The following is a 26,798-nucleotide window of genomic DNA, read 5'->3' as shown; positions in this document are numbered from 1 at the left end:
TCGTCAACTGGTGAAGCGAAGGTTTATCAGCGCTCGTCGACCGCGTCAACGGCCGCCCAAACCCCGTGTGGTCTGCGGGAATGCGCTGAGGGGCCGCACCGTGAAGACGGTGCGGCCCCTCATTGGTCTCTACCTCTGACGCCCTACTGCTGAGACGCTGGCGGTGCTGCTGGGGGCTGCTGCTGGGACCACCAGGCCGGCGGTACGGGGCGTTGCCGTTCGGGTTCCTCCGCCGGGTCCGCCGACGGGGCGTGTGGCGGGGCGTGCGGGGGGCGCAGACCGTACGAGTCCGGCTGGGCCGGCGGTGCGGGCTGGGGCTGCGGAGGTCCCGCCGGGCTCGCGGGGGACTGCGCCTGGGAGGGCGGAGACTGCTGCCACCCCTGCTGGACACCCGGCCCGGGCTGCGGCCCGCCGTACGGCTGCTGCTGCGCCGGGTACGGGTACGCCGGAGGCTGCTGCTGGGGAGGGTGCGGGGGCTGCGCCTGCTGGGGCACCGGCGGCTGCGGGTACTGCTGGGGCGGATAGGGCTGCCCCTGGCCCGGCTGGCCCGGGTGCGGCTGCCCGTGGACCGGCTGGCCCTGCGCGTGCTGCGCGGGGTACGGCGCCCCGTACGGCGGCTGACCGTGCATCGGCTGCCCGTACGGCGGCCCCTGCGGCGGCTGCCCGTACGGCGCCGGCCCCTGCGTCGACTGGCCCTGATAGCCCGGCATCGGCGGCGCGAGATGCGGCGGCGGCTGGCCGTCCGCCGTCCACAGCCCCTGCGCCTGCTGCGCCCGTACGAAGTCCTCGGCGACCAGCGCGGAAAGGTTGAAGTACGCCTCGCGCGTCTTGGGGCGCATCATGTCGAGGTCCACCTCGGCGCCCGCCGAGAGGTGTTCGTCGAAGGGCACCACGACGACGCCGCGGCAGCGCGTCTCGAAGTGCTGCACGATGTCGTCCACCTTGATCATCTTGCCGGTCTCGCGAACTCCGGAGATGACCGTCAGGGACCGCTGCACAAGGTCGGCGTACCCGTGTGCGGAGAGCCAGTCGAGCGTCGTCGACGCGCTGCTCGCGCCGTCCACGGAGGGTGTCGAGATGATGATGAGCTGATCGGCCAGGTCCAGCACGCCGCGCATCGCGCTGTAGAGCAGACCGGTTCCCGAGTCCGTGAGGATGATCGGGTACTGCTTGCCGAGGACATCGATCGCGCGCCGGTAGTCCTCGTCGTTGAACGTCGTGGAGACGGCCGGGTCCACGTCGTTGGCGATGATCTCCAGCCCGGACGAGGCCTGCGAGGTGAACCGGCGGATGTCCATGTAGCTGTGGAGGTGCGGGATCGCCTGCACCAGGTCGCGGATGGTCGCCCCGGTCTCGCGCCGTACGCGGCGGCCGAGCGTGCCGGCGTCGGGATTGGCGTCGATCGCCAGGATCTTGTCCTGCCGCTCGGAGGCCAGGGTCGAGCCCAGCGCGGTCGTTGTCGTGGTCTTGCCGACGCCGCCCTTGAGGCTGATGACCGCGATCCGGTAGCAGGAGAGCACCGGCGTGCGGATCAGTTCGAGCTTGCGCTGTCGCTCCGCCTCCGCTGCCTTCCTGCCGATCTTGAAGCGCGAACCACCGGAGGGATTGCGGCTGCTCTTGGCCTTCTGCTTGTTGTTGCGCAGCAGACGGTCCGAGGACAGCTCCACGGCCGCCGTGTAGCCGAGCGGAGCGCCCGGTACGGAGCGTTCACGGTGGTCGTGCGCGACGGCCGAGGGCCATGCCGCGCCGGTACGGGGGTCGACGGGCGGCGCACCGGGCGCGACCTGCGGCAGCGCCTGGTGGAGCTGCTGCGGCTCACCGGGGCGAGGCGGGGGAGTCTGCCCGTGGGGCGGCTGGGGGGCCTGCTGGGCCGGGAGGTGCGGCGCGGCGGGCGCCGGCAGATGGGGACCCGGCGGAGAAGGCGGTACGGAAGCGTCCGCGCCCGGTCGGCCCTGCTGCTGCGGGAAGCCGTAACCGCCCTGCTGAGGGAAGCCGTAACCGCTCTGCGCAGGGGGCGGCTGCGGCGCGGTCGAGGGAACGGGGAGGCCCGGGTGCCCCTGTTGCTGCGGGAAGCCGTAACCGGCGGGCGGTACCGGGGCGTTCGGGGCCGGAAGGTGCGGCGCGGGACCCGCGGACGCCGCAGGTGGCAGCACGACGGGAGACTGCTGCGCGGGCGGCACGGGCGCGGACGGCACCGGTACGGCGGCGGCCGACGGGCCCTGGGCGGCCGGGCCCGCCTGCCGCGGGAAGCCGTAGCCACCCTGCGGCTGCGGGGCGGGGGGCAGCGCGGGCCACGCGTGCGCGCCCTGAGGTGCCCCCTGGGGCGCACTCGGAGGCTGATCCTGGGGCTGTGCCTGCGCCGGGGCATGGGCCGGAGCAGCCGGAGGCCGGCTCTGCGGCGTGGCGGACTGCTCGGCGGACTGCGCCGTTACGGGCCACTGAGGCGCGGACGCCGGCGCGGCCGGCTGGAACGCGGGCGGGAGCGGCGGCAGCCCGGCGCCCGGTACGGCGCCCGGCTGGGGCGCCCAGGGCTGGGCCGCCGCGGGGGCCGGAGGAGCGTCCTGGGGCTCGTCGGCGGGCACCGCGTCCCGCGGAACGGCGTCGGCGACTTCGGACACCGTGACGTCGGCCACGGCGACATCAGCCGCCGCGTCCGCCGGTTCGGCCGCGGGCACCGCGTCGGAGGGCTCGTCGGCGGCCCCGCCCTCCCGAGACGCGGGGATCGCGTCCGGGACGCCGTTGTCGGGGGTCTCGGACGTGGCCGTGGAAGGGGCCTCCGGCTCCTGTGCTGAATCGGGAGCCGCGTCCGGTGCCGCTCCGTCGGCGGCGCCGTCCTCCGCGACCGGTTCGGCCGGGCCCGGCACCACGTTCGGCACCGTAACCCCGTCGGCCTTGCTGTCGCCGGCCGCCACCCCGTCCGCAACGGACGGGGCGGGAAATGCCTCTTCGGAGGTCGGGGCTCCGGACGGAGCGCCCGCGTCGCCGGCGTCGTTCACGCGCGGTACGTCCGCGGGAGCGGCGCCGTTCGCCGCGTCCCCACCAGCTTCCGGGCCCGTGTGCTGGGCAGGTTCCGGGGTCGCGTCGGCGTTCAACCGTGCGTCGGCGTCCGTCGTCGCGGAGGCGCCGTTCTTCGCCGCCTCGTGCTTCTCGATCTCGCGCTTCAGCGCCGTCGGGGAGAACCGCATCGTCGCGCCGCTCTCCACGTCGCCACCGCCGAATGGCTCCGGCGCGCCGGGCGCGGACACCGGAGTGGCCGGTTCCGCGGCGCGAGCAGGGTCCGCCCCAGGCTGCGGCGTGGGCGTGGATGGGGGCTGCGGCGCCCAGTTGGGTTCGAAGCCGCTGCCCGCGGGCAGCCCCGGCACCGCGACGGGCGCGCCGCCGGGCGGCGGGGGAGGGGTCGTGAAGGCCGGTGCGCTCGTCGCACCACCACCGGTCGTGTCCCCCGGCGCGTTCTGCGTGTACCAGGCGGGCGGGGTGTAGTCGATGGTGAACTCACCCGTCATCTCGGGCTCCGCGTCGGACTGATCGTCCGCGGCGGGCCGGCTCCAGCCGCTGCGGATCTCGTCCCGATCGCCGTTCACTTTGCCTCCTGGTGTGGTCGAGCACCCTTGTGCCGTGGTGGGTGGGGGCGGCCGAAATCCGTCACTCCGGTCCGCCCGGCTCTTCCCCTTGCGACGCGGCCGGTCTGCCCGCAGGTTCTCTGCTCCCGCGCCCACACCCACCCTAATCGCCAACGGTGCCGATACGGCAGGGCGGACCGCCCGTCAACGCCCGTCCCGTATGTCGCGTCCAGTGGCCAAGTGGGCGCAGCGGACCGGAGGATGAGATTCCGGCGTAGTACGGGGCGGCCGTGCGGGAGTACGAGAAAGGGCAACGCTGGCTGAATCGGTACATCCGTCCCCGCGAATTCAGACGGAACCATGCCGATCAGACGGAACCATGCCGAGCGGGCGGAGCCATGCCGAGCGGGCAGCACCGCTCGCGTCCGGCGGCGCCTCAGTCCATCCGGCGCGCGCTGCCCAACAATCCGGTCTCGGAGTCCGTCGGCTGCGTCATCACGAACTGCCGGTCCCGCGCGGTGCACCAGAGGGTGACCCCGTCGGAGAGCGTCGACAGCGCCTCCGTCTCGGCGCGCGGCAGGCTCATGATCCGGCCGATCTGCGCCGCCTCGTCCGGCGACACCCGCTGGAGGCCGACGAGCGCCGACTTCTCCATCAGCCGCGGTGCCACCGGACTGAGATACGGCAGCAGCGTCAGCACCGATTGCCACGGCGCCGACACCACACGTCCGCGAGGCGGCCGCATCCCGCAGTCCCGCACCACGACCACCGGGCTGCCCGCTGAGGCGCCCTGCGGCGGGACTCGCCCCACGTCGTGCAGTGTGATGCAGGGAGTCCCCCCGCCCGCCGCCTGCGCGAGCCCGGTCCAGGCATGCGCCCGGCCCGTCTCCACCGCGATCCGCGCGCCGGTCGCGGCGGCCCGCAGCACCAGCACCTGGGCCGTCCACAGGCCACCGATCAGCGTGATGTCGTACGGAGTCGGCCGGTTGACGCCGAGCACGGCGGGCCGGTTCCCGGCGTCCACGCCGATCACCACCCCGTCGTCCCCGACCGGCAGCGCGAGCGCCTCCAACTGGTCCACTGACAGCGCGTGGCGCTCACGGCGGGGTCCGAGCAGCCCGAAGCCGATCCGCGGCTTCCCCCGGCCGCTGACCGGCTCCCGCATCCTCGCGGGCATCGGAGCCGAATCCCCCGCCGGGCCCTGACCTGGGCCCGATCCCGGCGAAGGCGGGGGCGCAGGCGCGGCCCCCGTTGTCGGTACGGACATCAGCGAGTACCCCCGAGCGGAAGAGTGGCGAGCATCGCGGGCACCTGCTCGCGGTCCAGACGCACCAGCCCGGTCTTCACCCCGCGGGCCGCGCGCTCCAGTTCATGACGGGCGGTCACCAGCTCCTCGTCGCTGCGCCCCGTGATCCGTACGTGTCCGCTGACCGTCACCCCCTGCCGCTCGCCGCGCCCCAGCGTGAGGCTGAAGGTCGTGGCAAGCGCCGGGATCGAGGTGAGCAGTGCGACGAGCTGCGGCATCGGCGCACCGCCGCCGCCCAGCTCAGGCCAGCGCGCCACCCAGTACGAGGTGTGCCTCCGGTCGTCGCAGCGCCACGTGCGCGATGTCTCCATCGTCCGCCGCGTGGGTGTCTCCGTACGCCCCGCCTGCGCTATGGCCAGCGGATTGGCGCACGACGAGACGGCTATCGCCGCGGTCAGCTCCTGCTCGGTCAGCACCGCCGCGCGGAATCCGGCACCCGCCAGCCGGCTGGAGAGCTGGTCCGCCGCGCGCACCACGCACTTCTGCGCGCCCACCAGGCCGCCACCCCGCGCGGCCACCGCTTCGGGACAGAGCTCGGGGTCGAGCTTGAGCGCTATCCACGTGATCCGCACAGCCGGGGAGCCCGTCTGGGCCTGCAACGGCGCGTAGTTGCGGGCCGCCACCGACTGCTCCGGCAGATGCGGGGCCGGGGCGGGCTGCGTGTGCTGCACGACCTGGGCGGACTCCAGCCGTACGTCGTCCACGTCCAGCGCGTCCCGTACGAGACGGACGGGCAGCGGCCTGGCCGAACGGTCGGGCCGCAGCGCCGTGGTGTCCGACTCGATCTGGAGCACCACCGTCAGGAACGTACCGTCGCCGATCATCCCGACCGGGCGCCGGTCACGGTCGCTGTACGCGTAAGTGCGCAGCGCCGGGTCGCACTCAACGGCGGGCGCCAGCCCCGGCTCCGTACCGGCGGGAAGCACCAGGGAGGCTGCCCTGCGCGTCCGGGCGCGCAGCCCGAGAGCGGTCGAGATCCAGTCGGGCAGCGCGCGCCGGTGCCTGCGCACCAGGGCGAGCAGCACCAGCAGCGCGGCGAGCACACCGGCCGGGACCAGCATGAGGGGACTGATCACCCACGCCACCAGCAGCAGAGCCGCCGCCAGCTCGATCAGTACCAGTTGTTGCATTCGAAAAGGTCCGAAATGCCCCGGCCGCGCCTTCAGTCCGGGCGTCGCCTGGCCTGGGGAGGCGGCGGTGGACGGCGCGGTCGCGGCAGGCCGCGTCTGCGTCGCTGAAGCCATGATGGAGAAACCCCCGATTTCGTCCCGATCACCCTGGCCGACCAGGGTGTTGGCAGCCCGGTCACCCTACCCGCCCCACCACCGCACCCGGTCTACAGGCATAGTAGGGGGCCGGTCCGACAGTCAGGCAGGGCCCGGGGGCCATGCCGACGCGCCCTGCCCCCGGGGGCGACCGAGCCTTTTTTCATCGATGGGGACTCATGGCATCACGGCGGGATGAGCTCAACGCGTACACCTTCGCGAAGAAGCGCACGGTGGCCGCATTTCTCCAACCCTCGGCCACCGCCGCGGAGGAAGGCGCGCCCAGACCGCTGCGCGCCGTCGTCCCCGGGCTGATCGTCGGCGCGGTGATCCTGGCGGGGTTCGGCGCGTGGGGGATGTTCAAGCCCACCGCGCCCAAGGACTGGGCCAAGCCGGACACCAAGGTGATCGTCGGCAAGGACTCCACCACCCGCTACGTCGTACTGAGTACCGGTGAGGGGAAGCAGAAGGAGACACTCCTCCACCCCGTGCTCAACCTCGCGTCCGCGCGGCTCCTGCTCACTCCGAAGGAGTTCGCGGTCATCCAGGTGCCCGACAAGATCCTCGACGCGGGCAAGCCTCCGCGCGGCCCCATCCTCGGCATCCCGTACGCGCCCGACCGGCTGCCCAGCGACACGGAGGCGGCCCGGCCCAAGCGGTGGGCCGTCTGCGAGCAGCCGGGCGGCGGCAAGGGCGGCAGTGTGCAGAAGGCCGCGTTCCTCTTCGCGGACCGCGACTTCGCCAGGACGGACGGCGGGCAGCGGCTGACCGGCGCGCAGGTGCTGTACGTGAAGGGCCAGAAGGGCGACCGCTACCTGGTCGACGCCAAGGGCACGAAGTACCTGGTGCGCGACAAGCCGAGCGACAACCTCACCCGCGCGCTCGTCGGCGGCAGGGAGCCGCAGTCCGTCACCGACGACTGGCTGGACACGCTGCACACCGGCAGTCCCGTCGACTTCCCCGAGGTCCCCGGCGAGGTCGCCGCGGACGCGGGCGTCGGCGGCGGGCTCACCGAGGAGCAGGACCGGGTCGGGAAGGTGCTGCTCGCGCAGACCGGCGCGGGGCCGCAGCACTACGTCGTCCTTCAGGGGAAGGTGCAGCCGGTGTCGGAGTTCACCGCCTGGCTGCTGATCAACTCCCCGCAGACCGGCGGCCTGGACATGGGCGGCGAGGCCGACACCGTGGACGCGCAGTCGCTCACACCGGGCACGGAGACCTTCGGCGCGGAGCACCGCTGGCCCGAACGGCGCACCACCCAGGTCAACAAGGAGAGCGGCGAAGGCGCCCGCGACACCGTGTGCAGCGTGCTCCGCTCCGTCGACGACAAGGGCCGCGCGACCCTCTCCACCTGGGCCGGCGCGGCGTACCCCGCGGACGTCACCGCGGCGGGCACGAGTACGTACGTCACCCCGGGCAGTGGGCTCCTCTACACGCAGGTGCGGGGACGTCAGACCAACCCCGACGGTTCGCTCTTCCTGGTGACGGACACCGGACTGCGGTACGCGGTCCAGGCGAACGGGGACAGCGATGCCTCGCGTTCGGAGATCGGCACCGGGGACCGGCCGGAGCAGCAGGACGGCCGCCCCGAGCCCAGCGTGGCACAGATAAGGCTCGGCTACGAGAAGGTCACCCCGGCCCTGGTCCCGATCGCCTGGTCGGAGTTCCTGTCGAAGGGGCCGCGGCTCGACACCAACAGCGCCCGCCAGCCGCAGGGCTCGTGAGGGAGGACCGGGACCTGATGCCTTACGTACGCATGCCTCACGTACGCACGAAAACCGCCCTGGTGGCCGCTGTGGCGGCCCTGGCCGGGCTGACGGCGGTCCCCCCGGCCCAGGGAGCCGAAAAGTCCGCGGAGGGGCCTGGAGTGGCGTCCTGGAGCCTCGGGATAAACGGCAGCGGCGAATGCTCGTTCCCGATGAAGAAGCAGATCGCGGGCACCCCCTGGCCCCTCCAGCGCGTGATACTCGACGAACTGTGGGCGGAAACCAAGGGCAAGGGCGTGCGCGTCGCGGTCATCGACACCGGGGTCGACAACACCAACCGCCAGCTCAGGAAGGCCGTCGACACCTCCACGGGTGCCGAGTTCCTCGCCAAGAAGATGGAGAAGGGCGCCGACGGCGACGGTACGGACGACAAGGTCGGCCACGGCACCAAGGTCGCCGGCATCATCGCCGCGCGCCCCCGTAAAGGCACCGGATTCGTCGGACTGGCCCCCGCGGCCACCATCATCCCCATCCGCCAGAACGATGAGAAGAACAGCGGCCAGGACACCACCATGGCCAAGGCGATCGACCACGCCATCGCCAAGAAGGCCGACATCATCAACATCTCCCAGGACACGACGAAGCCGTTGACGGAGGACTCCACCCTGGGCCGCGCCGTGCGCCGCGCGCTCGACGAGGAGATCGTGGTCGTCGCGTCGGCCGGAAACGACGGTGTCGACGGGCGGCGCAAGAACACCTACCCGGCCGCCTTCGACGGAGTCCTCGCCGTCGCCGCGTCCGACCGTAACAACGAGCGCGCGGCGTTCTCCCAGTCCGGCGCGTTCGTCGGGGTGGCGGCGCCGGGCGTGGACATCGTCTCCACGGTCCCCGGCAACGGCCAGTGCGTCGACAACGGGACGAGCTTCTCCGCCCCGTACGTCGCGGGCGTCGCCGCGCTGCTGCGCGCCAAGCACCCGGAGTGGAAAGCGCACCAGATCGTCGCGCAGATCGAGCAGACCTCCGAACGCAGCGTCAACGGCCATGACGACTTCGTCGGATGGGGCGTCGTCGACCCGGTCCGCGCGCTGACCGAGGACGATCACGCACCCGAGTCCCCGCGCCCCGACCCGGGCCCGCCCAAGGCGCCCGCGCCCGAGCCCGCGCACCTCGCGCTCTCCGAGACGTCCCAGGAGCGGTCGGAACGGTACGCCACGTACGCCCTGGGGATCGGCGGCGTACTCGTCGCGGTCGTCGCGGGCTCGGCCACCGTGCTGCGGGACCTGCGAGGCCGGGACTCACGGCGCCGGAGGCCGCGCCGGCGGACCTGAGTCTGCGCCGTACAGCGCCGTCGCGCTTTGCGATGAGTTCCGGCGGGTGAAGTCGATCTCTCTCCCGAAACCGGTGTTGGGGCCGGGAGGAGATATGGCTAAAGTGACCGTGGCTTCACGAGTGCGATGAGGCCCATGGGGTCGACGGGGGTCATGGGGGACCTGACATGGCGGGGGACATGCTGGACGGCGGAGGAGATTCCCGCCCTCCGGACAGTGACGCGTACCGCCCCTTCCGACGGGAAAACCATCCTCACCCATTGCTTCCCCCTCTTCTGAGACACGGGGGCAAGCGCGATGTACGTGCGGGAACGTCCGGGGAACACACCACGGCCCGTTCCGGCGGCGCGCGCGAAGAGAAGAAGAAGCCCGGCGGCGATCGCGTGTGCCGGGCCGGGAACCGATAGATAGGACTCCGGATGAGCAGCCCCGCAGGTGGGTTCGGACTTTCAGACGACCCGATCGTCCAGGCGAAGAACAAGATCACGGAGACCAAGCAGCAGGTCTCCAAGCAGTCCAGGGAACTGGCCGACATCATCGCGACGGTCAGCGCCGGATGGACGGGTGTCGGCGCCCAGGGCTTCGTCTCGGCCCAGGTGATGATCAACGAGGACCACGACGCCATCCTCCGTCTGCTCACCGTCCTGGACAACGCCGTCGGCCAGACGAAGAACCTGAGCAACGAGCAGGACGACGACGTCCGGGCCCAGTTCGCCGCCGCCAGGACCGAGACCCCGCAGAACACTTCGGGTCTCAACAACATCTGACACGACCGACCCGCTCGCGGCCGCAGGGCCGATCGACCACACACCGAGGAGAACAGCATGGCCGGCACAGATCCGGGCACCCGGGTTCGGTACGAGTCCGTCCAGGAGATGGCGAACCGCATCCGGACGGTCTCGAAGAACATCATCCAGGACCTCGAAGAGATGGACCTGGCGCTCAAGGTGGTCACCGACACCTGGGACGGCGAGGCTCACGGGGAGTACGAGGCCCTCCAGCGCAAGTACAAGGGCAACGCCACGCACATGAGGGATCAGTTGGAGAAGGTCGCCAAGCTGATCGAAAGCGGCAAGGACGGGTACCGCGCCACGGACGTGAAGGCCTCGCGGTTCTTCACCGAGGCGTACTGACCGGCCCAGGCCGGGAAACACGGGGAGGGGCACGCACCGTACCGGGCGTGCCCCTCGGCCGTCCTCCAGCCGCCGTAGAGCCCTACGAGGCCCCTGCCGAGCCCTGCCAAGGCTCCTCCCGGCTCACTTCAGGTCGAACTCCCCGTCCCTCGCACCGAGCACGAACGCCCGCCACTCGGCCTCGGTGTACCGCAGCACGGTGTCATGGTCCATCGACGACCGCATCGCGACGGCCCCGCCCGGGAGATAGGCGATCTCCACCCGCTCCTCGTCCGGAGTCGTGCCGGGAGCGCCCTGCCACTCCACGCCACTGATGTCGAGCGCGTACAGCTCGTCCTTCTCCTGCTGAGTGCCCATCAGGGGCCTCCCCTTCTTCGTCACGGTACGGAGTTGCAGACCAAAGTATCCGTAGTCGGCGGCGTCGTTCGCGCCGGATGCGGCGCATCACCTGTCCCACGCGGTCCAGGACGTCAGGAGTTCAGGTCCAGAAGCCTGGCCAGAATGGATCTGACGGCCCCTGGCAGGGTGAGATTGGCCAAGTTGGCGCCGGTGAAGACAACCGCGATGGAGATGTCGACCGGCTCGGCCGGGCCGTTTACCTCGACGGTCTGACGCCTCCTGCTCCCACGCCCCTTCTGGGAGACTCTGATGCGCACGCCTTCACGGGCCAGTGCATAGCCCTTCCCGCGTCGGGCGGCCGTGCAGGTGTACGTATGGCCGCCGTGGGTCAGACGCAGCGAACGGCCCTTCTTCGTCAGGGCCCACCGCCTTCGGCGCAGTGGGACGGGTGTGATGCCCACCCGGAATTGCATGAGCGACAGGGACGGGCGGCTCCCGTCAGCGAAGCCCTCGAACGACGATGCGGGGATACGCTCACCGTCCACTCCGACCCGGGCCCAGGTGCTCTGGCGGGCAACGGGGTAGGTCACCACAATTCTGCCGAAAATCTCCGAAGTGCCGCGCCAGCCGTACCGACGAGTGCCGTGACGGCCTTGCTGGGTCTCCCACGATTCAAGGGTGAACGATGTGCTGTCCGTCGTTCTCATGGACCTTCCGATACGGAGTGGCGAGCCTCTGGCGCGGGCGGAATTCCGTCACGAGCAGTCGAGGGACCCGCGTGCGGCCTTGGCGAAGAGATCGCTCAGTTCCTTTTCGGCAGGGAATCCCGTCGCTGCGCGCTCCTTCGGGTTCCAGGGGTAATCGACGTTGTCGAGCAGGAAGTACGTCTCCTCGCCCCCGCAGACGGCCTTTTCGACCCGCCTGTCCGTGAGTGACGCGGCCAGTTCCGGGTCTTTCACGACGGCCAGTCTGGTGAACGGGCCGTTCCGCTCGTCTCCCGTGAAGGAAAGATCGCAGAACCACGCGCTGTCGAGGTCGCCGGAGGTCCGCTCTTGTACGGACTGGCCCTTCGGCCCTGTGGTCTTGGCGAGCCGGAATCCGGGCAGGGCGCAGACCTCGTCGAGGTCGGTCGCGGAGACGGTGGACGCGGGCAGTACGTCGCCCGGCCCCTCCGTGGATTTCGGGCGGCAGTCCGACTCGGCAGTCCATGACGCGGCAGCCGTCGTGAGGAGCCGCGCCAAGGCCGTCGGCTCCGCCGCGCCGCTCCACACGCGGGCCCGAAGCACCGTCCTGTCACCCGGAGCCGCTGGGGCGGCGAGCGCCGTGCAGGACGAGGGCAGCAGGAGCCAGCCGCTTCGCTCGTCCGTCACCCCGGGCAGGGCCCCGGCCACGATGTCGTCGCTCGCGGACATCGCCCAGGTGCCCCGTTCGAAGGGGAACGCGGCGCTCTCCGAAGAGACTTCCAGCGAGAACCGCACATCGGTGGTGCCCGGTCCGACGGCTGTCCGTTCGACCGTGCAACTTCGGGCCTGTCCGGCATCCTCGCCGGTCAGCCGCCCCGTTCCGGGGAAGGCCCGCTGGACGTCGTCCGCCGACAGCTTGCCGTGACAGACCCTCTCGGGGCCGAAGGCATTGGTGTTGAAGGTGAGGAACAGCCCACCGGCCAGAACGAGAACAGCCGGAACGGCGACGGCCGACCATTTCGCGCGTCGGGAGCGCGGCATACGTACGGGCATGGAACGTCAATCCCATCCGAGGTTGACTGCGGCATCGCCGCGTGAGCTGGAATAAGACTGCTTGGCTTCTCGCCGCATGGCCTGCCATGCCTCCCAGTTCGGATCCTTTTTGCTGTTGTTCTCGTCCAAGACGTCCACGCCGCGGTCGCGGGCAAAGCTGTCAATCATGCTGTACGTGCCGCCCACCCCGGCCGTATAGTGCTCGGAGTTCTTTTCCTGGGCCACCGAAGAGGCCGCCGAGCTGACATCCTTCGACCACTCGTAGGTTGCCGCGTCGACCAGCCTCTGTGCGGTATCGCCGAATACCGGAAGTCCGGTCACCGGTGCGCCGATGGAATGATAGGCGTACCTTGCCTGATCGTTCACAGCGGCTATCTTGTCGTCCCGCTCGTCCAGAATCACATCGGACCCGATCGAGTTCATCGCGCCCAGTACGGAGCCCATATCACTCGCCGGATTCTTCCAGGCCTCATGGCCTTCCCCGCCGGCCTGCGGAGCCTGGGAAAGCTGTTCCATCGCGTACGTACGCTGTGTGTCGTACAGGAGGGCATAAGTCTGGTCGTCTGCGGACACCCCGCGCATGATGCGCATGAGACTGTCCTTCCCGACGGTGATACCAGCCTCGCCGTCGCCGGATTTCCAGATACTGTCCATTCCTTCGGGACTGCCGTACTTCGTACCTTTCTCCGCCAGAATATGGTGACTATCCTGGGAGTAATCGGCCAGCGCCCGTCCGAGATTCTTCTGGAGATTCTGGTGGACGGATTCGCCGCCGGCCTTGTCGTCGAGGACATTGATGGTTTCCTGCATCACCCTGGCCTGGGCGGCGCTGTGCGGACCAGGCTCGCCGCCCGACTGCCCCTCAGCCAGTGGTGGATGGCCGGTGGTCGCGGATTCCAGCGCGGCGCCCAGTCCCATGCGGCTCATCGGGTCGTCGAGTGTCGTCACCGAATAGCCGGTGATCACGTTTTTCGGCCATTCGCGGGCATCGTCCCCGCTGCCTACCAGATACTTCAAGTGGTCGTTGACGACGCGATTCTCGCCCGTGCCGTTTCCATCCGGGTCGAAGAAAGCTGTGGCTGCCTCCGGATTCTTGCTCATGACCTTGAGCAGTCCGTCGACGGCGTCGGTGTTCACTCCTTCATGGCCCCGGCCCCACTTGGTGAATATTCCCGAGTTGTCCTTCTCGGCTGCGATGAGGTCATCGCCCAGGGCATAAAGGAATTGGTCGTCGTACGGGGTGTTCGCGTGATCCATCATGTCGACGAACAACTGGTACCCGTAGAGTGGTTCAGTGTTCGATCCGAAGTTCTTCGTACCGGATTTATCCAGCCCTTCCGTCCATTCCCGGTAAAATTTTCCGTCGGAACTTGCCACCCAGTCCTGGTACTTCTTCGATCCGGGTGGGGAGTCCGTTACGCTCCCCGGGACGCGGGTGGCTCCGGCCACAGTGTTGGCCAGCCCCTTCTGGATGTCCTGGTATTGGCCGCGGTCGAGCTTCTTGTCCTTGTCATGTGAGAAGTCGTTCAGGCGGTCGTTGAGCTTGATGGTGCCTTCGGGCCCCAGGCTGTTGAGGAACGTCTGGCTGAACGCCTTGTTGTCGGAGTTGTCGCGGAACGACCTCTGGAATTCCGCCCACTCCGCGGCGGACACCTTCTCGCCGTTGTTGATCCGCGTGGCGATCTCTTTCTGGTTCTCCGCCTCGTACAGCTCGATGTCGCCCTTGGCGTGCGCGTTGAACCCGGTGCCGAGCGTCTCGTCGTTCTTGTCACCTATGGAGTCGACGACCACAGCGTCGAGAGCCACCTTCACGCCCTTGTCCGCATCGTCGACCGCCTTGACGCAATCGTCTATGTGCTTCGCCCAGGACTGCTCGACGTTGCGCGCGTCGGGATCGTGCTGGACGGCGCGGCGCTCGGAGTCGGTCAGCTTCGAGTAGTCGTACGAGACCGTCCCGTACTCGGAGACCTTCATACCGGCCTTGACGGCGTCGTCCCGGGCCGACTGGACCCGCTTCTTGAGCTCCACGAACTGTTCGTGGGCGTCGCGGAGCAGGCTCGCTATCGCCTTGGCCTGCGTCTGGGCCGCCGCGTACTCGTAGCGGGTCGCCGCGAAGTTGGTGTGGGCCACCGTCGCGCTGGTGCCCAGCCAGTTCGGGCTCATGGTGACCGACTGGACGCTGTCCTTGTAGCGGTCCTCGACCTTTTTGAACTCGCCGGCCATGTCGTCCCACTTGCCCGCTGCCGTGGTCAGCAGTGCGAAGTCGGTGGTCATGACGTCTTCGTATGTGAGCATGCTTCTTCCGCTCTCCTCGTGAGGAACCGGGTGCCGATCCGCCTACCGGTCGTGCCCGTGTCGGTGTGCGAACCGGCGGCCTACACCCCGTTGAGCTTCGACCGGGACTGCAGGAAGTTTCCGCGGGTGTCGAGGTCGTTACGGGCGAAGAGCCCGCCTGCGCCCCGTAGCGCACCCTTCTCCACGGACAGCCGCCCCATCAGCGTCTTCACCTGGCCCTCCCACGTCTCCTGCACCGTCTTCAGGCCCTTCGCCGTGTCCCAGCCGGTGAAGCCCGTGACCGCGCCCTTCGAGGCTTCGTCCGCCCAGTCACCCGCCTTCTTGGTACTGGGTTCCAGGTCCCTCTCGATGTCGTTCGCCGCGGCCTTCTTCTGCGCGGGTGTCGAGGCGACGTCCCCGCCGCCCGACGCGGCCCCGCCGGCGTCCGTGCTGTTCAGCCGCATGCCCGTCGACCGGCTCGCGGCGGCGTCGGAGCGCAGCTGGCCCCACTCCTCGTCAAATCCCATGATGTGTCTCCCCGTTGTGAAATCTGTTCAGGTGCGAGGCGGCGCGCACACCACCGCGCGCACGCCGCCTCGCACACCTCATACGCCCGGCAGCCGACCCGTCTGCACCAGCGGATTGCCGCGCCGCCGCGAGGCGAAGTAGCCGCGGCCCGGCGGCATCGGGGTCGCCCGTACGCGGCCGATCAGGTCGCCCTCGGACGGGTCGCCCGACAGGACCACGCCTTGGGCGCCCAGTTCCAGCACGCGCTGCATGAACGGCTCGTACAGGGCCCGTGAGGCGCCCGCGGCGTTCCGCGCGATGATGAAGCGGACCCCTGTGTCCCGGGCGAAGGGCAGGTACTCCGCGAGCGGGGCCAGCGGGTTGCCCGAGTTGGTCGCCACCAGGTCGTAGTCGTCGACGATGATGAAGATCTGCGGCCCGCTCCACCAGCTCCGGTCCCTGAGCTGCTGCGGCGTCACGTCCGTGGGGGGCTGACGGCGCGCGAAGACGCCGCCCAGCGCCTCCATGTGCATCTGCATGGACGAGGCCATCGGCGCGTACTCCAGCAGATGCGGCTCCGACAGCGATCCCAGCAGCGTCCGCCGGTAGTCGCCGACCACGAACTTCGCCTGGTCGGGGGTGTACCGCTCGGCGAGCTGCTTCGCGATCAGCCGCAGCAGATTGGTCTTGCCGGACTCGCTCTCGCCGAAGACCAGGAAGAACGGGTCGGTCTCGAAGTCGACGAACACCGGCTCCAGATTGGTCTCGTCGATCGCGACCGCGACGCCGGACCGCGGGAACTCGAACCCCTTGGGCAACTGGTCGGCGGGGAGCTTGCGCGGCAGCAGCCGCACCGTCGGGGCCGACTGGCCCGCCCAGTGCGTCCTCGCCGCCCGCACGAACGCCGCCGTACCCTCCGAGAGATCCGCGGCGTCGCTCACCCCGTCGACACGCGGCAGCCCGCTCATGAAGTGCAGCTTCTGCGGCACCTGGCCGCGGCCCGGCACCCCCGCCGGGACGTTCGCCGCGACCTTGCGGTCGAACTCGGAGTCCATGACGTCGCCGAGCCGCAGCTCCAGCCGGCCGAGCATCTGGTCCTTGAGCGCCGCACGCACCTCCATGTAGCGCGCGGCGGTGACCACCACATGGACGCCGTAACCGAGACCGCGCGCCGCGATGTCGGAGATGATCGGCTCCATCATCTCGTAGTCGTTCCTGAAACCGCCCCAGCCGTCGATGACCAGGAAGACGTCGCCCCACGCCTCACCGGGCAGCTCGCCCGCGGCGCGCTTGCGCCGGTACGTGGCGATCGAGTCGACGCCGTTCGAGCGGAAGAATTCCTCGCGCCGGTTGAGGACGCCCAGGACCTCCGCGACGGCTCGCCGCACCCGCTCGGGGTCCAGCCGCGACGCGACCCCGCCGACATGCGGCAGATCCGCCAGCGAGGCGAGCCCGCCCCCGCCGAAGTCCAGCGCGTAGAACTGCACTTCCCGCGGGGTGTGGGTGAGGGCGAACGACGAGATCAGCGTCCGCAACAGTGTCGACTTGCCGGACTGCGGACCTCCCACGACCAGCATGTGCCCCGCCGCCCCGGAGAAGTCCCGGTAGAGCACCTCACGACGCTGCTCGAAGGGCTTGTCGATCAGCCCGAGCGGTACGGTCAGCCCGCCGGGACGCGAGTACTCCGTCGCGTTCAGCCCGCGCGCCTCCGTCACCGCGATCCCCGGCAGCAACTGGTCCAGCGTCGGCGCCTCGTCCAGCGGCGGCAGCCACACCTGATGCGCCGGCACCCCCTGCCCGTCCAGCCGCCGCACGATGACGTCCAGCACCGTGTCCGCCAGCGCCTCGTCCTCCGACGCCGGCACGAACGCCGCCGCCGGGTCCGGCGCCGCGTACACCACCGGCACCGGCGCCGCCGTGAACAGCACCGGACGCCGCTCGACGGGGAACTGCCCCACCGACAGGTCCGGTCCGCCCGCGCGGTACGTGCCCGAGACGTACGCCGCCTTGAACCGCGTCATCTCGTCCGTACCGAACTTCAGATACCCGGAGCCCGGCACCGACGGCAGGTGGTACGCGTCCGGCACGCCCAGCGCCGTACGCGACTCCGCCGCTGAGAACGTGCGCAGACCGACGCGGTATGAGAGGTACGTGTCGAGGCCGCGCAGCTTGCCCTCCTCCAGCCGCTGCGAGGCCAGCAGCAGATGCACACCCAGGGAACGGCCGATCCGGCCGATCTGGATGAACATGTCGATGAAGTCGGGCTTGGCAGTCAGCAGCTCGGAGAACTCGTCGATGACGAGGACCAGCGAGGCGAGCGGTTCCAGTGCGGCGCCGGCCGCCCGCGCCTTCTCGTAGTCATGGATGTTGGCGTAGTTGCCGGCCGAACGCAGCAGCTCCTGACGGCGCTGCAGCTCACCGCGGATCGCGTCCCCCATGCGGTCCACCAGCGTCAAGTCGTCCGACAGGTTGGTGATGACCGCCGCCACGTGCGGCATCTGCGACATCCCCGCGAACGTGGCACCTCCCTTGAAGTCGGCGAGAACGAAGTTCAGCGTCTCCGAGGAGTGCGTGACCGCCAGCCCCAGCACCAGCGTGCGCAGCAGCTCCGACTTGCCTGACCCCGTCGCGCCGACACAGAGCCCGTGCGGCCCCATGCCCTCCTGCGCGGCCTCCTTCAGGTCCAGCATCACCGGACCGCCGTCCTCACCGACCCCGATCGGTACCCGCAGCCGCTCCGCCGTCGACCGGGGCCGCCACGTACGGGCCACGTCCACGGCCCCCGCGTCGCCCAGGCCCAGCAGATCCGTGAAGTCCAGGTTGGCCAGCAGCGGTTCGTCGTCGTCGCCCCCGCCCGTACGCAGCGGGGCGAGCTGGCGCGCCAGCGCCTCCGCCGCGGGCAGCGAGATCCCGTCGGGCACCCCCTCGTACGCCAGACCCCCGCCGGACTCCAGCCACAGCCGCCCCGGCTGTACGACAACCGACAGGCCGCCCCGCGGCTCGTCCAGCTCCCCGGGCACCACCTCGACGATCGTCACGCCCTGCAGGCCCTCGACCGCCGCGAACAGCGAGTCGGGCGGCACCATCCCGCCGTCCAGCACGACGACCACATGCGGCTGGTCCAGCACCGGCGAACTGTCCCTGCCGAACCGCGGACGCCCCTCCAGCCTGCTCTGCAGCAGACCCTCCAGCTCCCCGAGGTCATCGCCGAACAGCCGCTTCGTACCGGCCCCGTCGATCTGCCCGGGCACCTGCGTGTGCGGCAGCCACTTCGTCCACTCCCAGCGCCCCGCCGCGCCCGGCGACACCACCACCGCGACCATCAGGTCCTCGCAGGAGTGCAGCGTCACCAACTGGGCGACCAGCGCACGCGCCGTGGCCTGCGCCGAATCCTGCTCACCGGAGACCGTCACGTGGTAGAAGGCGCGCATCGACACCGCCATGGGCAGCCCGTCCAACGAGCCGTGCACCGCCAGGAACCGCTGCATCGCGCCCGCGCACAGCGGCTCCAGCTCGTCCACCGGCGCCGTTTCCGGCGCCATCAGCGGCGTGGCGAGCTGCTGCGCCCCCAGACCGATCCGCACCTGGACGAAGTCCTTGTCGCCGACCCGCCGTTCCCACACCCGCGACCCCTCGGCCACCACCGACCAGAGCTGCTCGGGCGACGGGTGCAGATAGAGCTGCGCGTCGCGCTGCGCCCGCGCCGTCCTGCGCACCGTACGCCGCGTCTGCGCCAGGTACTTGAGGTAGTCGCGCCGTACATCGGCAATTTGCCCCTGCGTACCGCGGCGGTACCTGACGATCTGCGCGGCGATCATCGCGACCGTCGAGAACAGCATCAGAACGCCCATGATCCGCATGAACGGCGGCGCTTGGGGCGAGAAGAAGAAGACCACCGACGAACCCATGCCGAGTACCGGCAGGACCTGCATCAGCATGCCCTCCTGCTGACCACGCGGCAGTTCGGGCGGCGCTTCCAAGGTCAGCGCATCCGAGGGCACTTCCGGCGGAAGGGACCGTGGCGGGCGTTTGACAATGATCTGGCTCACCGGCGTATCAATCCCTCAAGACGGACGGGCGATTCCGTACCGGCGCCCCCGTGGCGACGGCGTCGCTCCGCGCGACGGTGATCCTACGTGCAGCCGCACCGCACCCCTCCCGGTAGGGTGGCGCGCGCACCGTGCGCAACCGCGAATCAGGGGGTCCAGACACGTGAGTACGACCGCAGCGACCGGCTTCTGCCGCGTCACTGTCGTGGCGCCGGACAGCAGGATCGATGTCGCCCTCCCGGAGGACATCGCCGTCGCCGACGTCCATCCGGAGATCCTGCGGCTCACCGGCCAGACCCAGACAGCGGGCACCCCCACCGGATACCACCTCGTACGGCGCGACGGGACCGTCCTCGACGGCGCCCGCACCCTCGCCGCGCAGCAGGTGCTCGACGGCGAGATCCTCAGCCTCCGCCCCTTCGCGGAATCCCTGCCGCCCGCCGTGTTCGACGACGTCTCGGACGCCGTCGCCTCCGCCGTACGCCGCGACCGCCACTTGTGGAGCGACGACCTGCTGCGCGGCGCGGGCCTCATAGGCGGCGTACTGCTCCTCGTCCTCATGGGCTTCGTCCTGTGGTTCGCCGACCCCGTGCGCCACGACATGCACGGCCTGCCCGGCATCATCGCGGGCGTCGCCGGCGTGCTGCTGACAGCCTTCGCGGGCGTACGGGCGCGGGTGTACGCGGACCGGGCCACCGCCGTCGCCCTCGGCCTCGGCGCGCTGCCCCTGTTGCTGATCGCCGGCTCCGGCATCCTCGCCCCCGACGCGGGGCAGGGGCCAGGACGCCTTCAGTTCCTGCTCGGCTGCGTCACCGTCCTCGTCGCGTCCGTCGCCCTCGTCGCGCTCACCCCGAGCGGCGACGCGCCCTTCGTCGCCGCCACGTTCCTGGCGACCGTCGGCACCCTCGCGACGTTCGTCATGATCCTCACCGAGGCGTCGGCCACCGACACGGCGGCCGTCTGCGTCCCCGTCGCCGTCGGCCTCGTCGCCTTCCTGCCCGGCCTCTCCGCGCGCTTCGCCCGCCTTCCCATCGGCTACGCCTCGCCGCGCGCCGCCACGAACGACGCGTCCGACGGCACGTACGACGGGTTCGGCGCCCTCCCCGACCAGAACGCCGTACCCGACGCCGAGCCCGTCGACGCCGCGCGCATCGCCGCGCAGGCCCGCCGCGGCCACGAGATGCTCCTCGGCCTGGTCGGCGGCTGCGCGGCGGTCGTCGTCGGCTCTGCCGCCGTCCTCGGCTTCTCGGACACGGTCTGGGCCCAGCTCCTCGCCCTCACGGCGGGCCTCGCGACGCTGCTGCGCGCCCGCCTGTTCCGTTACACGTCCCAGGTCGCCTGCGCGCTCACCGCGGGCATCTCCGCGATCGCCCTGCTGATCCTGGGGCTCTCCCTGAACCCGCCCGTCGACTACGTCAGGGAACTGCTGGTGTACGGCGACCGCGGCGCCCTCGACATCCGTACGATCTGGCTCACCGTGAGCGTCGCCGCCGGCGCCGCCCTGATCACCGCGATCGGCCTGATCATCCCGCGCAAGGGCCTCTCCCCGTTCTGGGGGCGCCTTCTCGACCTCGCCGAGGGTGCGGTGCTGCTCTCGCTGGTGCCGCTCTGCCTGGCCGTACTCGACGTCTTCAGCGCGGCCCGCGCGCTCACCGGCTGACCACTGTGAAGGGCTCGCCCGAGGGCTGGTACCCTGGGCGACGGCCGTTTGTGTACGTGACCACCGAAGCCCCTGGCTCCGCGGTCGGCGCGCAACGGATCTCCCGCCTCCCGAGTAACGGAAGCTCCCCAGAGTATTCGACCTGGGGCACTCGGTGGCCACGAAGACTCACGAGGAGTACGCGTGTCGCTCGACGCCGCTACGAAGAAGCAGATCATGACCGAGTTCGGCACCAAGGAAGGTGACACCGGCTCCCCCGAGGTCCAGGTCGCCATGCTGTCGCGCCGGATCTCGGACCTGACCGAGCACCTCAAGCTCCACAAGCACGACCACCACTCGCGTCGTGGTCTGCTCATCCTGGTCGGGCAGCGCCGCCGCCTGCTCCAGTACCTGGCCAAGAAGGACATCCAGCGCTTCCGTGCGCTGGTCGACCGCCTGGGCATCCGCCGCGGTGCGGCCGGCGGCGCCAAGTAAGACGCCGTGATAGGGAGCGGTTCCCACGTCCAGGGAACCGCTCCCTTCGCCGTATGTACGGGGCCTCCCGCGGGTACGTGATCTTTACGCGGCCACCGTCCGCCCCGTACGGGGCGGACCGGGCGCCTCGCCCGGGACGGCCGGAATGCCATCCCGTGGCCGATCTCAGTAACCTGGACACACCAGCACAACTGAAGAGCACGAGCACAAACTGAAGAGGGGGAGCGACCTCCACCGCCGCCGGTCCTCGGTAGTGGCGCCCGGAAAGGCGCGGCCCATGCCGCCGCCCCGGGTGCTTCGATCGAAGACCGGCCCGCACCAAGGAGCGCTCCTCCGCCACGTCCCCTGCCACACGGGCACCGGACGAAGACGAGGAGAAATCACTAGTGGAGAACGAGACCCACTACGCCGAGGCCGTTATCGACAACGGAACCTTCGGCACCCGCACCATCCGCTTCGAGACGGGCCGACTGGCCAAGCAGGCCGCCGGTTCCGCCGTGGCGTACCTGGACGACGACACCATGGTGCTGTCGGCCACCACCGCCTCCAAGAAGCCCAAGGACCAGCTCGACTTCTTCCCCCTCACGGTGGACGTCGAGGAGCGGCAGTACGCGGCCGGCAAGATCCCCGGCTCCTTCTTCCGACGTGAGGGCCGGCCCTCCGAGGACGCGATCCTCACCTGCCGCCTCATCGACCGCCCGCTGCGCCCCTCCTTCAAGAAGGGCCTGCGCAACGAGATCCAGATCGTCGAGACGATCATGGCGCTCAACCCCGACCACCTGTACGACGTGGTCGCGATCAACGCCGCCTCCTGCTCCACGCAGCTCGCGGGCCTGCCCTTCTCCGGCCCGATCGGCGGCACCCGTGTCGCGCTGATCAAGGGCCAGTGGGTCGCCTTCCCGACCCACACCGAGCTGGAGGACGCCGTCTTCGACATGGTCGTCGCCGGCCGGGTCCTGGAGGACGGCGATGTCGCGATCATGATGGTCGAGGCCGAGGCCACCACGAAGACCATCCAGCTCGTCAAGGACGGCGCCGACGCGCCCACCGAAGAGGTCGTCGCCGCCGGTCTGGAGGCCGCGAAGCCCTTCATCAAGGCGCTCTGCAAGGCCCAGGCCGACCTCGCCGCCAAGGCCGCCAAGCCCACCGGCGAGTTCCCGGTCTTCCTCGACTACCAGGACGACGTCCTGGAGGCCCTCACCGCGGCCGTCAGGTCCGAGCTGGCCCAGGCGCTCACCATCGCGGGCAAGCAGGACCGCGAGGCCGAGCTGGACCGCGTCAAGGAGCTCGCCGCCGAGAAGCTGCTCCCGCAGTTCGAGGGCCGCGAGAAGGAGATCTCCGGCGCCTACCGCGCGCTGACGAAGTCCCTGGTCCGCGAGCGCGTCATCAAGGACAAGGTCCGCATCGACGGCCGCGGCGTCACGGACATCCGTACGCTCGCCGCCGAGGTCGAGGCCATCCCGCGCGTGCACGGCTCCGCGCTGTTCGAGCGTGGCGAGACCCAGATCCTGGGCGTCACCACCCTCAACATGCTCCGCATGGAGCAGCAGCTCGACACCCTCTCCCCGGTGACGCGCAAGCGCTACATGCACAACTACAACTTCCCGCCGTACTCCGTCGGTGAGACCGGCCGCGTCGGCTCGCCGAAGCGCCGCGAGATCGGCCACGGCGCGCTCGCCGAGCGCGCCATCGTGCCGGTGCTGCCGACGCGCGAGGAGTTCCCGTACGCGATCCGCCAGGTCTCCGAGGCGCTGGGCTCCAACGGCTCGACGTCCATGGGCTCGGTCTGCGCCTCCACCATGTCGCTGCTGAACGCCGGTGTGCCGCTCAAGGCCCCCGTCGCCGGTATCGCCATGGGCCTGATCTCCCAGGAGATCGACGGCAAGACCCACTACGTCGCCCTCACCGACATCCTCGGTGCGGAGGACGCCTACGGCGACATGGACTTCAAGGTCGCCGGTACGAAGACGTTCGTCACCGCGCTCCAGCTCGACACCAAGCTCGACGGCATCCCCGCCTCGGTCCTGGCCGCCGCGCTGAAGCAGGCCCGCGACGCCCGCCTCCACATCCTCGACGTGATGAACGAGGCCATCGACGTCCCGGACGAGATGTCCCCGAACGCCCCGCGGATCATCACCGTCAAGATCCCCGTGGACAAGATCGGCGAGGTCATCGGCCCCAAGGGCAAGATGATCAACCAGATCCAGGAGGACACCGGCGCCGACATCACGATCGAGGACGACGGCACGATCTACATCGGTGCCGCCGACGGACCGGCCGCCGAGGCCGCCCGCGCCACGATCAACGGCATCGCCAACCCGACCATGCCGGAGGTCGGCGAGCGCTACCTGGGCACGGTCGTCAAGACGACCACCTTCGGCGCGTTCGTCTCCCTGATGCCCGGCAAGGACGGACTGCTGCACATCTCGCAGATCCGCAAGCTCGCCGGTGGCAAGCGTGTGGAGAACGTCGAGGACGTGCTCGGAGTGGGCCAGAAGGTCCAGGTCGAGATCGCCGAGATCGACCAGCGCGGCAAGCTCTCCCTCATCCCCGTGATGGAGGACGAGGAGTCCGCCGAGTCCGAGGACGCGAAGGACGACGCTTCCAAGTGACATCCAGCTCCAGGACGACGGCCCGCACCTCCTCCGAGGCGCGGGCCGTCGCCCGTACCCAAACCCTGCTCAAGGGCGAGAACGGGATCGGCACGGTCCGCCGTACGACCCTCCCGGGCGGCCTGCGCGTGGTCACCGAAACTCTGCCGTCGGTGCGCTCCGCGACCTTCGGCATCTGGGTACAGGTCGGCTCCCGTGACGAGACGCCCGCCCTCAACGGCGCCACGCACTATCTGGAGCACCTGCTCTTCAAGGGCACGGAGCGGCGCAGCGCCCTCGACATCTCCTCCGCGATCGACGCGGTCGGCGGCGAGATGAACGCGTTCACCGCCAAGGAGTTCACCTGCTACTACGCGCGGGTGCTCGACACGGATCTGCCGCTCGCCATCGACGTCGTCTGCGACATGCTCACCGGATCGCTCATCGAGGCGTCGGACGTCGACGCCGAGCGCGGTGTCATCCTCGAAGAGATCGCGATGACCGAGGACGACCCGGGCGACTGCGTGCACGACCTGTTCGCGCAGACCATGTTCGGCGACACCCCCCTCGGACGCCCCGTCCTCGGCACCGTGGACACCGTCAACGCCCTGGACCGCGACCGGATCAGCCGCTTCTACCGGAAGCACTACGACCCGACGCGCCTCGTCGTCGCCGCCGCGGGCAACGTCGACCACGCCACGGTGGTACGCCAGGTCCGCAAGGCGTTCGACCGGGCCGGCGCCCTCTCCCGTACGGACGCCGCCCCCGTCGCGCCCCGTGACGGCAGCCGCGCCGTACGGGCCGCGGGCCGCGTCGATGTGCTGAACCGCAAGACCGAGCAGGCCCATGTCGTCCTCGGCATGCCGGGCCTGTCCCGTACCGACGAGCGCCGCTGGGCCCTCGGTGTGCTGAACACGGCGCTCGGCGGCGGCATGAGTTCCCGGCTCTTCCAGGAGGTACGGGAGAAGCGCGGCCTCGCCTACAGCGTCTACTCGTACACCTCGGGCTTCGCCGACTGCGGGCTCTTCGGGGTCTACGCGGGCTGCCGGCCGAACCAGGTCCACGACGTCCTGAAGATCTGCCGCGATGAACTGGACCGGGTCGCGGCGGACGGACTCGCCGACGAGGAGATCGAGCGCGCCGTCGGCCAGCTCTCCGGCGCCACCGTCCTCGGCCTGGAGGACACCGGCGCACTGATGAACCGCATCGGCAAGAGCGAGCTGTGCTGGGGCGTCCAGATGTCCGTCGACGAGATGCTGGGGCGCATAGCGGCGGTCACCCCCGACGACGTACGCGCGGTCGCCCGCGATGTACTGGGACAGCGTCCCTCGCTGTCCGTCATAGGGCCGCTCAAGGACAAGCAGGCCGCCCGCCTCGACGAAGCGGTCTCCTGACCGGGCCCACCGGCCGGGCCGTACCCCCGAAGGTGAAGGAAACAGAGCAATGAGCAAGCTGCGCGTGGCCGTTCTGGGCGCCAGGGGCCGTATCGGCTCCGAGGCCGTACGGGCCGTCGAGGCCGCCGACGACCTCGAACTGGTCGCCGCCCTCGGCCGGGGCGACCGGCTGGAGAATCTGGTGGAGGCCGGTGCCGAGGTCGTGGTGGAGCTGACCACACCCGCCTCGGTGATGGGCAACCTCGACTTCTGCGTCCGCCACGGCATCCACGCGGTCGTCGGCACCACCGGCTGGACCGACGAACGGCTCGCGCAGCTCCACACCTCGCTCGACGCCTCGCCGCGCACGGGCGTCCTGATCGCGGCGAACTTCTCCATCGGCGCGGTCCTCACCATGAAGTTCTCCGAGACGGCCGCCCGCTACTTCGAGTCCGTCGAGGTCATCGAGCTGCACCATCCGAACAAGGCCGACGCACCCTCCGGGACGGCCACCCGCACCGCCCAGCTCATCGCCGCCGCCAGGGCCCAGGCGGGCAGCGTCCCGCAGCCCGACGCGACGGTCACGGCGCTGGACGGGGCGCGCGGCGCCGATGTCGACGGTGTACCGGTCCACTCCGTACGGCTGCGCGGTCTCCTCGCGCACCAGGAGGTCATCCTCGGAGGCGAGGGTGAGACGCTCACCGTCCGCCACGACTCGTTGCACCACAGCAGCTTCATGCCGGGCATCCTGCTCGGCGTACGGCGCGTCGTCACCGCCCCGGGGCTCACCGTCGGCCTCGAACACTTCCTCGACCTGAGCTGACCCCATGCGCGCGAAGATCACCTACTGCGTCACGGCCGCCGTCCTGGTCGTCTACTTCGTCCTGGTCGGCAGCCGCGGCGTGCTCCTGATCGAGCACGGCACGGTTCTCACCGTCACCTTCGGTGTCGCGGTGCTGATCCTGCCCGTCATCGGCGTCTGGTTCCTCTGGAAGAACACCCAGTTCGTCAACCGCGCGAACCGGCTCGCCACGGAGCTGGAGGCCGAGGGAGGGCTGCCCGTCGACGAGCTGGTCCGTACCCCGGGCGGCCGGATCGACCGGGACTCCGCGGACGCCGTCTTCGCGGCGCGCCGCGCCGAGACGGAGGACTCCCCGGACGACTGGCGCTGCTGGTTCCGGCTCGCGGTCGCCTACCACGACGCGCGGGACACCCCGCGCGCCCGCAAGGCGATGCAGCGGGCGATCGCCCTCCACGACGGCAGACCCGTCCAGGTCTGACGCGGCCCCGTACCGCGCCGTACCGCTCCTCCGCGCGATTCCTGTACGCGCAGGTCAGCCGCGCCGTACGGGGCGGCGGGCCCGACACGACGGAGCGGGGGGCCGCCCCCCCGGGCCCGCCCCCCCCCCGCCGGCCGCCGCCCACACACCGCGCCGGGCTAGTCGCCCCCCACCAACCCCCCAGAGGGCCCCCCCGCGCGACCCACCCGACCCGGACCGG

19 protein-coding genes are annotated in these 26,798 nt (G+C 70.4%); 10 read left to right on the top strand and 9 right to left on the bottom strand.

Features of this window, described 5'->3' with window-relative positions:
- Nucleotides 1-143: 143 nt before the first annotated feature.
- The 3 genes from ACFXPL_RS26775 to eccE all read right to left on the bottom strand — a co-directional run bounded on the left by ACFXPL_RS26775 (nucleotide 144) and on the right by eccE (nucleotide 6,110).
- Nucleotides 144-3,581 (bottom strand): SCO5717 family growth-regulating ATPase, encoded by a 3,438-nt coding sequence (locus tag ACFXPL_RS26775; protein ID WP_384924299.1) that lies wholly within the window; start codon nucleotides 3,579-3,581, stop codon nucleotides 144-146.
- 415 nt (nucleotides 3,582-3,996) lie between these two features.
- Entirely contained in the window at nucleotides 3,997-4,737 is a 741-nt protein-coding gene (locus tag ACFXPL_RS26770) for a hypothetical protein (protein ID WP_384924295.1), read from the bottom strand.
- 89 nt (nucleotides 4,738-4,826) lie between these two features.
- Nucleotides 4,827-6,110: a type VII secretion protein EccE gene (gene eccE / locus ACFXPL_RS26765; RefSeq protein WP_384924293.1), complete on the bottom strand. Its 1,284-nt coding sequence runs from the start codon at nucleotides 6,108-6,110 to the stop codon at nucleotides 4,827-4,829.
- Nucleotides 6,111-6,310: 200 nt separating this feature from the next.
- Between eccE and eccB the strand changes: the two genes are divergently transcribed.
- The 4 genes from eccB (at nucleotide 6,311) to ACFXPL_RS26745 (ending at nucleotide 10,295) form a co-directional block, all read left to right on the top strand.
- Nucleotides 6,311-7,852, top strand: coding sequence for a type VII secretion protein EccB (gene eccB, locus ACFXPL_RS26760; RefSeq protein ID WP_384924291.1), 1,542 nt, complete (start codon nucleotides 6,311-6,313; stop codon nucleotides 7,850-7,852).
- 32 nt (nucleotides 7,853-7,884) lie between these two features.
- Complete coding sequence (mycP, locus tag ACFXPL_RS26755; RefSeq protein ID WP_384924338.1) at nucleotides 7,885-9,162, top strand: type VII secretion-associated serine protease mycosin; 1,278 nt, start codon at nucleotides 7,885-7,887, stop codon at nucleotides 9,160-9,162.
- A gap of 419 nt (nucleotides 9,163-9,581) precedes the next feature.
- The gene (locus tag ACFXPL_RS26750) at nucleotides 9,582-9,929 is read left to right on the top strand and encodes a WXG100 family type VII secretion target (protein WP_384924289.1); all 348 of its coding nucleotides are present in this window, start codon (nucleotides 9,582-9,584) and stop codon (nucleotides 9,927-9,929) included.
- A gap of 57 nt (nucleotides 9,930-9,986) precedes the next feature.
- Nucleotides 9,987-10,295, top strand: coding sequence for a WXG100 family type VII secretion target (locus ACFXPL_RS26745; RefSeq protein WP_384924287.1), 309 nt, complete (start codon nucleotides 9,987-9,989; stop codon nucleotides 10,293-10,295).
- Nucleotides 10,296-10,418: 123 nt separating this feature from the next.
- Here ACFXPL_RS26745 and ACFXPL_RS26740 read toward each other — a convergent pair whose 3' ends face one another.
- The 6 genes from ACFXPL_RS26740 to eccCa form a co-directional block, all read right to left on the bottom strand.
- Nucleotides 10,419-10,652, bottom strand: a complete 234-nt coding sequence (locus tag ACFXPL_RS26740) for a DUF397 domain-containing protein (RefSeq protein WP_384924285.1) — start codon at nucleotides 10,650-10,652, stop codon at nucleotides 10,419-10,421.
- A gap of 113 nt (nucleotides 10,653-10,765) precedes the next feature.
- Nucleotides 10,766-11,341 carry a hypothetical protein gene (locus tag ACFXPL_RS26735; protein ID WP_384924283.1) on the bottom strand — a complete coding sequence of 192 codons (576 nt, stop codon included), beginning with the start codon at nucleotides 11,339-11,341 and terminating at the stop codon, nucleotides 10,766-10,768.
- A gap of 48 nt (nucleotides 11,342-11,389) precedes the next feature.
- On the bottom strand, nucleotides 11,390-12,358 hold the full coding sequence (locus ACFXPL_RS26730) for a hypothetical protein (protein WP_384924281.1): 969 nt from the start codon (nucleotides 12,356-12,358) through the stop codon (nucleotides 11,390-11,392).
- Between the two features lie 18 nt (nucleotides 12,359-12,376).
- Nucleotides 12,377-14,644, bottom strand: a complete 2,268-nt coding sequence (locus ACFXPL_RS26725; RefSeq protein ID WP_384924279.1) for a hypothetical protein — start codon at nucleotides 14,642-14,644, stop codon at nucleotides 12,377-12,379.
- Nucleotides 14,645-14,745: 101 nt separating this feature from the next.
- Nucleotides 14,746-15,171, bottom strand: coding sequence for a hypothetical protein (locus ACFXPL_RS26720; protein ID WP_384924277.1), 426 nt, complete (start codon nucleotides 15,169-15,171; stop codon nucleotides 14,746-14,748).
- 78 nt (nucleotides 15,172-15,249) lie between these two features.
- The gene (gene eccCa, locus ACFXPL_RS26715; protein ID WP_384924275.1) at nucleotides 15,250-19,200 is read right to left on the bottom strand and encodes a type VII secretion protein EccCa; all 3,951 of its coding nucleotides are present in this window, start codon (nucleotides 19,198-19,200) and stop codon (nucleotides 15,250-15,252) included.
- Between the two features lie 163 nt (nucleotides 19,201-19,363).
- Between eccCa and eccD the strand changes: the two genes are divergently transcribed.
- The 6 genes from eccD (at nucleotide 19,364) to ACFXPL_RS26685 (ending at nucleotide 26,578) form a co-directional block, all read left to right on the top strand.
- On the top strand, nucleotides 19,364-20,860 hold the full coding sequence (eccD, locus tag ACFXPL_RS26710; protein WP_384924273.1) for a type VII secretion integral membrane protein EccD: 1,497 nt from the start codon (nucleotides 19,364-19,366) through the stop codon (nucleotides 20,858-20,860).
- Nucleotides 20,861-21,043: 183 nt separating this feature from the next.
- Nucleotides 21,044-21,334: a 30S ribosomal protein S15 gene (gene rpsO / locus ACFXPL_RS26705; protein WP_319685150.1), complete on the top strand. Its 291-nt coding sequence runs from the start codon at nucleotides 21,044-21,046 to the stop codon at nucleotides 21,332-21,334.
- Between the two features lie 386 nt (nucleotides 21,335-21,720).
- Nucleotides 21,721-23,946 carry a polyribonucleotide nucleotidyltransferase gene (locus tag ACFXPL_RS26700; protein ID WP_384924271.1) on the top strand — a complete coding sequence of 742 codons (2,226 nt, stop codon included), beginning with the start codon at nucleotides 21,721-21,723 and terminating at the stop codon, nucleotides 23,944-23,946.
- Nucleotides 23,943-25,319, top strand: a complete 1,377-nt coding sequence (locus tag ACFXPL_RS26695; RefSeq protein ID WP_384924269.1) for a M16 family metallopeptidase — start codon at nucleotides 23,943-23,945, stop codon at nucleotides 25,317-25,319. Before ACFXPL_RS26700 ends, ACFXPL_RS26695 begins: the two co-directional genes overlap by 4 nt.
- Nucleotides 25,320-25,368: 49 nt before the next feature.
- The gene (gene dapB / locus ACFXPL_RS26690; RefSeq protein ID WP_384924267.1) at nucleotides 25,369-26,121 is read left to right on the top strand and encodes a 4-hydroxy-tetrahydrodipicolinate reductase; all 753 of its coding nucleotides are present in this window, start codon (nucleotides 25,369-25,371) and stop codon (nucleotides 26,119-26,121) included.
- A 4-nt stretch (nucleotides 26,122-26,125) separates the two neighbouring features.
- A complete protein-coding gene (locus ACFXPL_RS26685) occupies nucleotides 26,126-26,578 on the top strand; it encodes a hypothetical protein (protein WP_384924265.1) in 453 nt (150 codons plus the stop codon).
- Nucleotides 26,579-26,798: the final 220 nt, after the last annotated feature.

The organism is Streptomyces sp. NPDC059092, assembly GCF_042756365.1.
Lineage (GTDB): Bacteria > Actinomycetota > Actinomycetes > Streptomycetales > Streptomycetaceae > Streptomyces.
The sequence above is the reverse complement of the archived record's forward strand: the minus strand, read 5'-3'. Positions and strand labels throughout refer to the sequence as shown.